Annotated in this window: 17 protein-coding genes; all 17 read right to left on the bottom strand. The window is 31.9% G+C overall.

The window, feature by feature from the left end:
* Positions 1–778 (bottom strand): 6-hydroxymethylpterin diphosphokinase MptE-like protein (locus ACJAX4_RS16085; protein ID WP_435790467.1); only part of this gene is annotated, 778 nt, incomplete at its 3' end.
* Between the two features lie 107 nt (positions 779–885).
* Positions 886–1,716, bottom strand: coding sequence for a flagellin (locus tag ACJAX4_RS16090; protein ID WP_435790468.1), 831 nt, complete (start codon positions 1,714–1,716; stop codon positions 886–888).
* A 120-nt stretch (positions 1,717–1,836) separates the two neighbouring features.
* Positions 1,837–2,649, bottom strand: coding sequence for a flagellin (locus ACJAX4_RS16095; protein ID WP_435790469.1), 813 nt, complete (start codon positions 2,647–2,649; stop codon positions 1,837–1,839).
* 121 nt (positions 2,650–2,770) lie between these two features.
* A complete protein-coding gene (locus ACJAX4_RS16100) occupies positions 2,771–3,598 on the bottom strand; it encodes a flagellin (RefSeq protein WP_435790470.1) in 828 nt (275 codons plus the stop codon).
* 214 nt (positions 3,599–3,812) lie between these two features.
* Positions 3,813–4,148 (bottom strand): hypothetical protein, encoded by a 336-nt coding sequence (locus ACJAX4_RS16105; protein WP_435790471.1) that lies wholly within the window; start codon positions 4,146–4,148, stop codon positions 3,813–3,815.
* 69 nt (positions 4,149–4,217) lie between these two features.
* Positions 4,218–6,215 (bottom strand): flagellar filament capping protein FliD, encoded by a 1,998-nt coding sequence (fliD, locus tag ACJAX4_RS16110; protein ID WP_435790472.1) that lies wholly within the window; start codon positions 6,213–6,215, stop codon positions 4,218–4,220.
* Between the two features lie 55 nt (positions 6,216–6,270).
* Positions 6,271–6,666: a flagellar export chaperone FliS gene (gene fliS, locus ACJAX4_RS16115; RefSeq protein ID WP_435790473.1), complete on the bottom strand. Its 396-nt coding sequence runs from the start codon at positions 6,664–6,666 to the stop codon at positions 6,271–6,273.
* An 11-nt stretch (positions 6,667–6,677) separates the two neighbouring features.
* Entirely contained in the window at positions 6,678–6,968 is a 291-nt protein-coding gene (locus ACJAX4_RS16120) for a hypothetical protein (protein ID WP_435790474.1), read from the bottom strand.
* Positions 6,969–7,015: 47 nt separating this feature from the next.
* A complete protein-coding gene (locus tag ACJAX4_RS16125) occupies positions 7,016–7,342 on the bottom strand; it encodes a flagellar protein FlaG (protein ID WP_435790475.1) in 327 nt (108 codons plus the stop codon).
* Positions 7,343–7,357: 15 nt separating this feature from the next.
* Positions 7,358–7,573 (bottom strand): carbon storage regulator CsrA, encoded by a 216-nt coding sequence (csrA, locus tag ACJAX4_RS16130; protein ID WP_435790476.1) that lies wholly within the window; start codon positions 7,571–7,573, stop codon positions 7,358–7,360.
* A 41-nt stretch (positions 7,574–7,614) separates the two neighbouring features.
* Entirely contained in the window at positions 7,615–8,049 is a 435-nt protein-coding gene (fliW, locus tag ACJAX4_RS16135) for a flagellar assembly protein FliW (protein ID WP_435790477.1), read from the bottom strand.
* Between the two features lie 86 nt (positions 8,050–8,135).
* Positions 8,136–9,074, bottom strand: a complete 939-nt coding sequence (gene flgL / locus ACJAX4_RS16140; RefSeq protein ID WP_435790478.1) for a flagellar hook-associated protein FlgL — start codon at positions 9,072–9,074, stop codon at positions 8,136–8,138.
* Between the two features lie 37 nt (positions 9,075–9,111).
* Positions 9,112–10,794, bottom strand: a complete 1,683-nt coding sequence (gene flgK / locus ACJAX4_RS16145) for a flagellar hook-associated protein FlgK (protein ID WP_435790479.1) — start codon at positions 10,792–10,794, stop codon at positions 9,112–9,114.
* Positions 10,795–10,815: 21 nt separating this feature from the next.
* Positions 10,816–11,226, bottom strand: a complete 411-nt coding sequence (locus tag ACJAX4_RS16150; protein ID WP_435790480.1) for a flagellar protein FlgN — start codon at positions 11,224–11,226, stop codon at positions 10,816–10,818.
* A gap of 2 nt (positions 11,227–11,228) precedes the next feature.
* Entirely contained in the window at positions 11,229–11,501 is a 273-nt protein-coding gene (locus tag ACJAX4_RS16155; RefSeq protein WP_435790481.1) for a flagellar biosynthesis anti-sigma factor FlgM, read from the bottom strand.
* A gap of 157 nt (positions 11,502–11,658) precedes the next feature.
* Positions 11,659–12,816, bottom strand: a complete 1,158-nt coding sequence (gene fliY / locus ACJAX4_RS16160; protein ID WP_435790482.1) for a flagellar motor switch phosphatase FliY — start codon at positions 12,814–12,816, stop codon at positions 11,659–11,661.
* Positions 12,809–13,691 (bottom strand): flagellar motor switch protein FliM (gene fliM / locus ACJAX4_RS16165; protein ID WP_435790483.1); only part of this gene is annotated, 883 nt, incomplete at its 5' end. The genes fliM and fliY, both read right to left, overlap by 8 nt.

Raw genomic sequence — 13,691 nt, forward strand, 5'->3', positions numbered from 1 at the left:
CTAAAAGGGTTTTTAGTGTTCTACCACCTGTTATAATTATAAATTTATCCTGAACTCCCCTTAAGAAACAAATATTTTTTTCTAAAGAAGGACCTGCCGAAACCACTATTGCTGGTCTATTTTCAAATTTATTTTTAAGCTTATTTATTGTAATACTATTTTCTATTGTCTTAATATTATTCATAAAACAAGTGAAAAATTGTTTTGAAAAATGTAAGGACGTATTTATCTGTATTCTTTTATGATTTACAAACTCAATAAAACTATCACAAAATTCATTATATTCTTTAGCATATATTCTTTCATAATTTGCATAGTTTACAAGTTTCACATTGTTAATTTCCATTTCGCTTATATTTCCACTTAAAAATCGTTTCAAATTTTCTTTTTTATAAGAAAATAAAAAAACCCTATCATACTGTAGTATTATATCAAGATTATTACACAACAAGTTTTCTATTAATACTTTTTCATCTGGTTCAATAATAATAATTTTATTACTATTATCTGTTTTTTTTAGTAAGTCGATAATATGTTCTCCTGTTCCATAACCCCAAATCAGAATAATACTATTATAAGTTATCTTATTAATATCAACATTAAACTTGTCAATATCTCTTTCTACTGTATATTTACTTCCTAAATATAAAAATTTACCATCCTTCTTGATTTTTAATATTTTTTTATTGTCCTTACTATTTTCTATTATATATCTTTCATCATCATTCAAGATATTTTTTTTAATATCTTCTAATAATATTTTATTAATTCCATTCATAATAAGTCCTCCACGATTTCATCCTATTAAATATATCGTATAAATTATAAAATACTTTAATAAAAAAGATAACAGAAATAATTTCTGTTATCTTTTTTTAGCTACTATTATCTTAATAGTTGAAGAATTTGTTGTGGCTGTTGGTTTGCTTGTGCAAGCATAGCCTGCGCAGCCTGACTTAAGATATTGTTCTTTGAGAACTCTGACATTTCTTTTGCCATATCAACATCTCTAATTCTTGATTCTGATGTTTGTAGGTTTTCGGATGATGTATTTAAATTATTAATTGTATGTTCTAATCTGTTTTGCACTGATCCAAGATTTGCTCTTTCTGTTGAAACTGAAGCTAAAGCAGTGTCTAATCCTGCAGTTGCTAGCTGTGCATTTGTAGCTGTATCTACCAATATTACTGCAGTATCAACTCCCAATCCAGTTGCAGTCATATCCTCTATTTTTAAGTTAATTGTTTGACTTGCATTTGCTCCAATTTGGAAGTCTAATCCAGCGGTACCACCACTAAAAGCACCATCCAATAATGCTTTAGTATTAAATTCTGTTTGATTTCCTATTCTTGTAACTTCAGATTGCATTTGCTTAAATTCAGTAGCAATTGCTTTTCTATCTGCAGTAGTGTTTGTTGCAGTTGCAGATTGAACTGAGAGTTCTCTCATTCTTTGAAGAATACTTGTAGTTTCATTTAATGCCCCTTCAGCAGTTTGGATTAAAGATATACCATCTTGAGCATTTCTTGAACCTTGATCTAATCCTCTAATTTGGCCTCTCATTTTTTCTGATATTGCAAGACCTGCTGCATCATCTGCTGCATTGTTGATTCTAAGACCTGAAGATAATTTCTGCATTGATTTAGAAGCATTTGCAGAATTGATATTCACGTTCCTGTTAGCATTCATTGCACTCATGTTGTGGTTAATTATCATAATAAATTCCTCCTTGATTTTTAAAGTGGACATCCCTGTTCCACTGCATTGGTAGTTAAGCTCTTTGAGCCTACTAACTAATTATTAGAACACTGTTTATTAAAATTATTTCAACTATTATTATCTTAATAGTTGAAGAATTTGTTGTGGCTGTTGGTTTGCTTGTGCAAGCATAGCTTGAGCAGCCTGACTTAGGATATTATTCTTTGAGAACTCTGACATTTCTTTTGCCATATCAACATCTCTAATTCTTGATTCTGATGTTTGTAAGTTCTCAGATGATGTATTTAAGTTATTAATTGTATGTTCTAATCTGTTTTGAACTGATCCAAGCTTAGCTCTTTCAGTTGAAACTGATGCTAAAGCTGTATCCAATGTAGCAGTTGCAGTTTGCGCATCTGCAGCTGTTGATACTGATTCATTAGAAATTGCTAACCCGCTTGCAGTCATACTATTAATGCTCAAACTAATTACTTGATCTGCATTTGCACCAATTTGAAATTCCTGTGAAGAAAAACCACCAGATAATAATGCTTTAGTATTGAATTCTGTTTGAGTACCTATTCTTGTAATTTCAGACTTCATTTGATTAAACTCAGTTGCAATTGCTTCTCTATCAGCAGTTGTGTTTGTTGCTGTTGCAGATTGAACTGAAAGCTCTCTCATTCTTTGAAGTATACTAGTAGTTTCATTTAAAGCACCTTCAGCAGTTTGGATTAAAGAGATACCATCTTGAGCATTTCTTGAACCTTGATCTAATCCTCTAATTTGGCCTCTCATCTTTTCTGATATTGCAAGACCTGCTGCATCATCTGCTGCATTGTTGATTCTAAGACCTGAAGATAATTTCTGCATTGACTTAGAAGCATTTGCAGAATTAATATTCACGTTCCTGTTGGCATTCATTGCACTCATGTTGTGATTAATTATCATAATAAATTCCTCCTTGATTTTTAAAGTGGACATCCCTGTTCCACTGTATTTATAGTTAGACTCTTTGAGCCTACTAATTAATTAATTGAAATGCTACTTATTAAAATTGTTTAGACTATTATTATCTTAGTAGTTGAAGTATCTGTTGAGGCTGTTGGTTTGCTTGTGCAAGCATAGCCTGAGCAGCCTGACTTAAGATATTGTTCTTTGAGAACTCTGACATTTCTTTTGCCATATCAACATCTCTAATTCTTGATTCTGATGTTTGTAGATTTTCGGATGATGTATTTAAATTATTAATTGTATGTTCTAATCTATTTTGCACTGATCCAAGATTAGCTCTTTCAGTTGAAACAGAAGCCAAAGCTTTATCCAATATTGTAGTTGCATCTTGTGAATCTCCTGCTGATGTTACTATTACTGAAGCAGTAATTTTCAAACCTGTTGCAGTCATATTCTTAATTTCCAAATCAATTGTCTGATCTGCAGTAGCTCCGATTTGGAAACTTAATGCATTAGCAGCACCACTAAAAGCACCAGATAATAACGCTTTAGTATTGAATTCTGTTTGAGTTCCTATTCTTGTAATTTCATCTTTCATTTGCTCAAATTCAGTAGAAATTGCTGCTCTATCTGCAGTAGTATTTGTTGCAGTTGCAGATTGAACTGAAAGCTCTCTCATTCTTTGAAGAATACTTGTAGTTTCATTTAAAGCACCCTCAGCAGTTTGTATTAAAGATATACCATCTTGACCATTTCTTGCGCCTTGATCTAATCCTCTAATTTGGCCTCTCATTTTTTCTGATATTGCAAGACCTGCTGCATCATCTGCTGCATTGTTAATTCTAAGACCTGAAGATAATTTCTGCATTGATTTAGAAGCATTTGCAGAATTGATATTCACGTTCCTGTTAGCATTCATTGCACTCATGTTGTGGTTAATTATCATAATAAATTCCTCCTTGATTTTTAAAGTGGACATCCCTGTTCCACTGTATCTATAGTTAAGCTCTTTGAGCTTACTAACTAATTTGTTGAAATGTTATTTATTTTCTTGTTAATTATTATATCGTAAGAAACGTTTTATACTTTATACCTCTTTCGAAATATTTATGTTGTTTTAGAACTACTATTTAAAAATATCTTCATAGATAATTCTTTCATTAAGCTTCCTTGCTCAAAAACACCGCTTTAGCAGATATATTATTATATCCAGTCATTCCAATTTTCTTATTTTGGTTATCTTTTATCTTCACCAATAAATCACTTTTTCTAGTTTCTATTTCAGAAGCTAATATTTTTTCTAATTTTTCTATTCCATTTTTTAAATAAAGTTTCTGTAATTCTTCTTTTGAATAATTAATTTTATTCATATCATCTAAAATTAATTGTCTTTGCTGAAATTTTTCATTTAACTTCTCATATTCTTCTACCTTAATTATTTCAATAATAGTCAAAGTGATATCTTTATATTCAATAAAATTTTCTTCTAAATTCAATTTATCACCCACTTTATTTTAATTGAAAACCGATAATGAATACTTATCATCAATTATTAATGCTATTCATTAGCCTGTTCCAAGCATAGATGCAAGTGAGCTCTGCTGCGTATTCAAAGCATTCATAGCTGTTTCTAGCGCAGTGAATTTAGCATAATACCTAGTTGAAGCAGCCTCAAGTTGGGCTTGAAATTTACTAACGTTTAAGGTCTTACTATACACTTGATCAGGTAGTGTATTTTTACCAGAAGTACCTGACTTACTGTAATCATATTGCTTATTTACAAATATATTCATATATCCAGATAAAGTAAAAGTACCATCTTTCCCCACTCCTGGTGCTGCTACATAGTCTCTCATTATAGTGTCCATTCTCTTGAATATACCATCTTCATTGTAATTTTCTGAACCTATATACGGTTTAGTAGTGTCTAACGTACTACTCGAAGCTCCAATAAATATTTTTTTGAATTCATCCATATTATTTTCAATGGCATTCTTTAATTTTGCTTCATCCTTAATCACAAGTTTACCAGCATCTGTATATTCATTTGATGTTTCTATACCTATAGAATTAAGCCCATAACTACCAAAGTTTAAGGCTATTTTTCCTGTACTAGTATCAGCGCTATCGTAAATATTATAAACAGGTGCGTATAGTGTTCCTCTTAATTGAGTCAGTAAACTACTTAAATAACTATCGTTTCTAAGTACCCCAGCCTTTGCTTTCGTTTCCCAAGTAGTAATTTGCTCTTCACTCATAGCTTTCTTTTGAGCATCAGTCAATGGAGCATAATCACGATCATTGTTTTCTGCTAATTTTGTATTAATTGTTGATATTACAGTATTATACTCCTCAATGAATTCTTTCACATTGGTGACAACCGTATCTGAATTTGCTGTTACAGTTACATTTGAAGTATCATTTAACGCACTAACTCCAGCAAGATTATAGTTAACCCCATTTACAGTGAACGTATTAGAGCTTTGAGTAGTGGTTGTAGCCATTGATTGTCCTGGAGAAGTAATTGCTACTATGGCATCTTTACCTATAACTGTTTCAGCAGCAATACCTAATTTACTTGTATCTCCAGTAATATCCAAAATTTCTAAATTTGATGTTGAGCCATAATTCTTTGACTGAAATGAAATTTTTCCAGTTGTATCGTCTAGACTCATAGTAACCACTCCACTAGTTGCACTCTTTACTTTATCCATTAACACTTGTATGGTATCCGTAGATGTGGCACTAATTACTATTGGTGTTGTTGTAGTTGCTGCATCATAAGATAAACTAAATCCCATGTCAGCAACACCTAAATCTGATAATTCTGAGCTTGATGAAATTTGACTATTAATTGAAGTAACTGTACCTAATACTGAATGAGTAGGACTAGTAGACTCAGCCAAACTTAAACTAGCCGAACTAGTATTAGTAAATTTTATATGGTTACCGTTTGCATCACTTACATATGATGCTGAAACTATACCATTTAAAGTTGGTTTTTTAGCTATTTTGCTGTTAATATTGGCAACAATTTCATCTAAGGATGTATCATTTGTGTTTGTATTTGTTGTAGCATCTAGCGGATCAAGAGTAATATTATTTATAGTCAATTCAACACCACTCCATGCTGATTCTGCTGTTGCGTCTGCCACATCAACAATAGAATTTAATGCAGTACCATCAATTCTCGCCTGCTCTGCTAATTGCTGTACACTCACCTTATAATTTCCAGCCTGAGCAGTTGACCCTGAGGTCGCTGTAATTACAGAAGGCTCATCACTAGCAACGGTATTAATATTCAAAGAATTTCCAGATAGCATATACTTACTTGATAGAGGATCAAAATAATCCTGCAATCCTTTTATGTCTTTAATAATATCTCTATATCCCTCTTGCTGCCATGCTAAGGTCTGCTTTTCTTGATTTGCTTTATCTATTTTAGATTGATAGCTCGAAACCATAGATTTAACCATTTCATCTGTATCAATTCCAGATGCCATACCCGATATTCTTAATGTATCAGCACTTGAAGTGCTACTTGTCGGATAAATACTTGACATATATTATCACCCCTTATATAGTTTTTATTGGAAAATCAATAGTAAATTAAAAATTTCACTTGCTCCCTTTAGATATTTTATAAGCCTCATTCCAAGTATCTCTGATATCTTCAATCAGCGGAATTACCTCATTCATTATTTCTTCACTTTTCTTAATATTAGCATTAGCAAGCTTTCTTGCTATAAATTCATAGACTTGCATTAAACTTTCTGCCCATTGTCCACCTTTTGCCACATCCAAGGTTGCCATTAACTCAAAGATTATATTTTGAGTTTTTATAATATTTGCATGTGCCTTTCTAACATCTTTATCCAAAATGGCTTGTCTTCCTATTTTTGAAAATTTTGCAGCTCCGTCTACTAACATCAAAAGTAATTGATCCTTTGATGCAAAATTCACACTATTGCTTTTATAAGTATTGAATGCATTGCCATAAGAGTTTATTGCCATATTCTTCACCTCTATTTTTTAGTATCTATAAAATTTCCAATGATTCTTCGCTCTTTTTCTAACGCCTCTTTAAACACCTCTACCTCATATTGGGTATTTCTAGATGCGTCTACATATATTTTATGCTTCTTCTTGTACTTTGAGAGCTTGTACTTAAATTCTTCATAGGAACCTGAGTTGTCATTGGGATTTCTATCTTTATTTACTGTTATGGCATTTTTTCTATGAATTATACCAGACTTGGTTGTATCTTTAACTCGTTTTCGAATTTCTACATCAATTTTATTTAATTTAAACTCCATAATATTCCTCCCATCTTTATTCTAGTGGGTTACGAGCTTTTCTTAACTTATGCCTTTTTATCTACTAAAACACCAGCCATCTCGCACATTTTAGCTACCATATCCAGTATTTTTCTTGATGGTATTTCTCTCAACACTTCATTAGAATTATTATCAACTACCTTTATAATCATTTCATTAAATACTTCATGCTTTTCATATTGCAGATGGGTACTTTCACCTTCTAAAAATTTATTTATTTTGATTACTGCACTTTTAACTTCCTTTTCTATATTTTCACTTTTATTAGGATTTGATACCTTCACATTTTCTGAAATTTTATGAGCTTTACTAAAATCCATGGATATGTTTTCACTAATACCTTTAATTTCCATTCTTTCCCTCCAAATTTATTTTTTTAATTTTTCAAGTGTGGATACATCAAAAATAATAGCTCTTTGATTTTCATCTGTAACTTCTTCATAAAGTTCTGACCTTAAAATACTAATTTCTCTTGGTGCCTTTATAGCAATTTTTACAGATCCATTTTCAATTTTAACTATAGTTATTTCTACATCGTCACCGATTAACAGGGATTCACCTTTTTTTCTACTTATTACTAACATTAATACATCCCCTTGCTTCTCTATGGCATAAATAGCAATTATTAATTGTCATTTTCTTTAAATAGTGGTTGTTTTATTTTATATTTATCATTATCCAATATTAATTGTTCCCCTAATTTCTCTTTTATATTAATAATGATAGGAGCTTTTAAATTTGTAGTCATATTTTTAACATTTGAATTTAGTGTCACTGTAGTTAATACTAATACTTGTTCATGGTTAGCTATTTGTAATTCTTTTATATCAGTATCTGGTATTTTAAATTCATAATCCAAAACCAGATTAAATGGAGATACCAATACTAAGCCAACTTCAGTAGCTTCAATTGAGTGCAATACACTAAAAGCTTCATTACTTTCTAACGGAAAAATAATGAAGTTTTTTAAGTCCTTAAATCCCGGCAGCCCTTTTTTAAAAACAATGACATCATCATTATTATACTCTCTAACTCCATGATACTTAGTAATTAGTTCCATGTTGAAACTTCACTCCTTTAGTAAAAATGTTTTCTATATTAATTTTCAGTTTTCCACTTTCAATTTTCAACCATAAATCCAATCTATTATAGATAATCAAGTAATGAAGGTTGAAGTACCATAGCACTTGTTTGAAGTGATGCCATATATATTGTTTGCATAGTAGCATATTTCATTGCTGTTTCTGTAATATCTATGTCTTCTGTTGAAGACAGGATTTCTGTCATATTTAAATTCTGATCCGTATTTGCTGCTTCTGCACTTTCCATGCTATTTTGCTTAGCGCCAACCTCTGAACGCAATTTCAATATATTGGTCATAACGGATTGAATACCTGTTAAGTCCTCATTTGTTAATTTTTTTATTTTTGCTGAATCTGTAGAGCCAAGATTACTTGTAATATCTTTCAATAATGTCATAAGATCATTACCAGTTTCATAGTTTATAACTTGTGATGCTGTAATATTATACTCCATAGTTACACCTTGTGATATCTCTACTAAGAGTTTAGACTCTAACTGTGTTTCCTCATCACTACCAGCAGTGGCTGTTAACCCCAATTCAATGTCATCTGAATTTTCAGTAGATTTAGTAGGTTTACTTGATCCGTTCGTTCCCCCAAATATATACTTACCATCAAAACTGGTATTTAGTAATTGTGATATTTCTCCAACCCTTTGATTTATTTCATCCTTAATTGCTTTTCTTGAATCAATATCATTGGCAGAACCTCCCGTAGACACTAAAAGTTCATCAATTCTTGTAACTACTTTACCAATATAATCTAATGTTGTATCTGTCACATCAAGCCAATTTGATGTATTTACTATATTACTATTATATTGTTTATTTGCATCTATCTCTGTGTACATTTGCATTATCTTAGATGCTTTAGCAGGATCATCCGAAGGTTTATTTATTTGCTTACCGGTGGCCATTTGCGTTTGTATTGTGCTTAAATTACTTAAATTGGTTCTCATATCTCTCAAAAAATTGTTTGATAGCATTTGATTTGTTACTCTCATCTCTTCACCCCTTAATTAATACAGATAAATCAATTTTTTATTTTTTCAAACCATTTATAACCAAATCTAAAAGCTCATCAACAGTTGAAATTATCTTTGCATTAGCTTGATAAGCATGTTGAAATTGAATCATATTAGCCATTTCCTCATCCAATGATACTCCAGATATAGAAGTTCTTGATTGGTTTAATCCTGCCAGTAGTGTTGTATGGTTAGTTACAGTTTTTTTTGCGTATTGGGTCTGATCAGCCAATTTAGTAATGATATTTGTAAAATAACCACTAATAGTCATTCCACTCACAGATGAAGTAACCGTACTAACTCCTAAAGTATCATTCGGTATAAATCCAGCACCCAAAAACGTTGTTCTATTAGTATCATCTATATCTTGAATTCCTAACTTAATATCACCAAGCTGTGAAATAGCTAATGCTCTATTACCATCGGTTGATCCATTTTTTGATGAATCATTATTTATTCCAACATTAATAAGCATAACATCATCAAGTATTTTTTCATTTACTGAAATGTTTCCTGCTGTAATTTCATTTTCTTTATCTTCATCATCACTATTTACAAAAAATTTAAGTGTATCATTAGTTGCATCACTTTCACCACTATGCACAGCATTTACAGAAAAAGCAATACCCTTAGCCAGATTGTTTAACTCACCTACATATTTGTCTATATCTCCTTGTACAGACTGATATCCATTTAATTCTCCAGTTTTCGGTGCAAAAATCTTAGGTTTAGCAGTCCCTTCCTTATCTGCCCAAAGTACTCTACCTTGATCTAAACTTGTATATTCAGCATCACTTAAACTCATAATTATAGTTTTTTTATTACTATCCGATGATATATCCCCATTTTTGTAATAAGTTACTGTATAACTTCCACCTCCGTTATCTTTAATCTCACTAACATAAGACAATCTACTTACATCCTCACTTGATTCACTTCTTACAAAATATAAATCAGCAGCTGGAGTTGCTCCTACATTATCAGTAGCCTTTAAGTCCTCTCCCGCCAATACTTTCTTGTCTATAGTAATACCAAATTTAGTGCTTAGTTTATCTACTAATAAGTCCCTTTTATCCATTAGATCATTAGGCTCATTTCCACCAATTTTCACTGCTCTAACTTGTTGATTCAATTCATCTATCTGATCAATCATACCGTTTATATCCACTATATCCTTTTGAATAACTTCTTGGCAGTTTGTTTTTAATTTTGTTAACAAATTATAAGTGCTATTCAGTTGATTCGTTAGTGCTTCAGACTTTTGTGCCACTACAGTTCTTGTATTTGAACTTTCTGGGCTTGTTGAAAGTGCTGACCAAGAAGCAAATACTTCACCTAGCATATCCGATATACCTGTATCGCTAACTTCATTAAAAATACTTTCAACCTCTGATAGGAATTTCTCTCGTCCCTCATATAATCCCATAGTACCATTTTCCGTTCTTACCTGGTAATCTAAATAACTATCCCTAATTCTTGTTATAGAGGAAACTTGTACACCTGTACCTAATTGGCCTACCCCTATAGCATTGTTCATAGTAGGCATGCCAAATGGTCTTGTAGTCTCCATGTTTGCCCTTTGCCTAGAATATCCTTCTGTATTAGCATTAGCAATATTATGAGAAGTTACATCTAAAGCATTTTGTTGAGCAGTCATACCTCGCACCGCTACATTTAAAGTTGAATATAATCCCGACATTTTTCTCACCCCAGCCTCATACTATTTTTTTACTTTTCCATATGCATTATAAGTTTTTGATTCTCTTACTGGATTTAATACATTTAATATCCTATTTGTAAAACTAAGTCCTTGTTTTATAAGCAATTCATTTGTGTCCTTTTGAAGTACCACTTCTTGCAATAATCGCTTGATTTTATGGAAATTATTTTTTAACTCCTGGTCATTGGATTCTTCAATAAGCTCTGTCATATCTCTGTTTTCCATAATACTCCGCCTTTCAACTTCACTATGGGCTATGTTTTTATTAGCTTTTTTAATCTTGTCCACGCAGGCTTCCATTCCAAAAATATCATTTCCGACTACACATCTATGTTGCTTCTCTAGTTCATCTAGTAGCGAAGTCACAGCTTCTATTTCCTGAATAATAACATTATTTAGTTTCTCTTTCATAACTAAATATCTCTCCCCTTCATAATATCTATCATCTTTTTAGCAGTTAAAGCTGAATCCATCTTATAGGTCCCTTTGTTTACTTCATTTTTAATAGCTTCTATTTTATCTTTTGAATTGTTTAATTTACCATCTAATGATAATGCACTTAGGCTTTTCCCAGCAGATGATAACTCTATGGTGTCTTTTTTTATTTCAGTTACCTTTGGCTGCGATTTAGCTGCACTTTTTTTATAGACATTAGCCATGTTATTTTTTACTCCATCAATTTTCATCATATCCACTCCTAGCTTTTTATACTTTAAGCCTTCATTATACTTTAAGCCTTCATTATATTCTATAATTCTATTATCGTATACAATCCTTAAAAGTTTATACTAAATAAAAAAAGGAATAAATTTTCTTTATTCCCTTTAGATAATATGTATTTCTTTATTCTACTATAGCTTTAACTCTTTCTTCTCCACTTATTATGCTAGTAATTCTAACTCCAAAATTCTCATCTACCACTACAACTTCTCCATATGCTACCTTTTTGCCATTTACCAATATATCTACTGGCTCTTCAGCTAGCTTATCAAGTTCAATTAGCGACCCCGTTCCCAAATTCAGAATATCTCTTATGTTCTTTTTAGTTTTTCCAAGAACTACGGAAATTTCTAATGGCACATCTAATATTAAGTCAATGTTTCTAGTAGAGTTAGAAACTGGTGACTTTGTTAGAGGTTTAAAATCTGCCTGTCTTACCTCTACTTGTGGCTGCTGCCTCTCAATTGGTTTAGCCTCATATTGCGGTTCTGGCTGTACACTTTCTTGGGCTTTTGCATCCTTCGGCACTTCATTTGCTGGTGCTGGTTCTGCTTCTACTGCTCCTTCCTCATTCGGAATGTTTTCCTTAGTTTCTTCTGTACCCATCATAATAGCCACTATTTTTTTAGCAGTTTCTATAGGTAGAACTTGCATTATAGTACTATCTATCAAATCACCAATAGTTATTTTAAATGCTACCTGAACAATCTCTTCGTTTTCATCTATAGTATCATTTAAAGGTAAAGTATTTTCATCCCATATTTTAGAGACTGGAGGTGAAATATTAACTTCTCTAGCAAACATTGTTGCCATAGATGTTGCAGCAGATCCAATCATCTGATTCATAGCTTCTGAAACAGCGCTAATTTCAATTTCGGACAATTCTGGTGTTGATTCGAGTACACCATCTCCGCCCATCATTAAACTGGCTATAACTGCTGCATCAGTAGTTTTCATTACTAAAAGGTTCCCACCTGCTATACCACTTGTAAACTTCACGTCTAGGGCAATGTTAGGAATTGCGTAGTTCTCTTGTAATTTTTTAAGTGTACTTACTGAAACCACCGGTGTTGCAATATTAACTGGTTGCCCTACTATAGTGGAAAGAGCTGTTGATGCTGAGCCCATAGAAATATTACCAACTTCACCTAGCAAATCTCTCTCAATATCAGAAAGCTCAAACCCTTTTATAGGTTCAGAAGTCATTTCTGGTTCTGCACTATTGTCATCTCCATTTAATAGAGCGTCGATTTCTTCTTGCGAAAGAAAGCCGTTACTCATAATTTTCCACATCCTTATCTATTATATCTAATATTTCAATTCCTTTATTTTTACCTATAGTACCCGGAATACCTGTATAACACAATTGACCTTCCACTAATACTTTTACTGGGCTATTGCTGGCATTATCCAGCGTTATAACATCACCTTCAGTTAATTGTAAAAATTCATCTACAGTAATATTAGTTGAACCCAACACTCCTGTCATTGGTACTTTTACTATATTTAACCGATTTCTTAGTTTCTCTCTAGATTCACTGACGATATCCTCATCATTTTCTCTAAACCAATATTGCACAACAAGTTTATCAAGTACTTTTTCAATACTTAAATAAGGAATACAAATATTTATAAAATTATTTGTATTCATAAGTTCTACCGAGAAAGTAATTAGTGCAACGGGTTCATTTGGAGCTAGCGTTTGATTTAGTGCAGGATTTGTTTCAAGTGCCTCAATCTCTGGTTGTACCTCTAAAACATCTTCCCAAGCAAGCTTCAAGTTAGATATAAGACCAGCATTAACCTTTTTTAATATGTTTTTATCTATATCAGAAAAATCTTTTATTTTAATTTTTCTATCACCCATACCTCCAAGCAGTATGTCAATCACTTGAAAAGCAAACTGAGGATTAGTTTCAAGCAATATAGAACCACTTAGCGGTGGCATTTTAAAAATAGTTAAAACTGTAGGATTCGGAATTGAATGAATAAATTCATCGTATGTTATCTGCTGAATACTCTCAATCTTAACCTTTACATTGTTTCTAAGCTGAGCAGATAAATAACTTGATATTATTCTTCCATAATTATCGTGAATGAGCTCAAGGGTTCTCAAATGGTCTTTTGAGAACTTCTGAGGGCTTCTAAAATCATAC

Origin of the sequence: Clostridium sp. (genome assembly GCF_051278035.1) — a bacterium.
Lineage (GTDB): Bacteria > Bacillota > Clostridia > Clostridiales > Clostridiaceae > Clostridium_AD.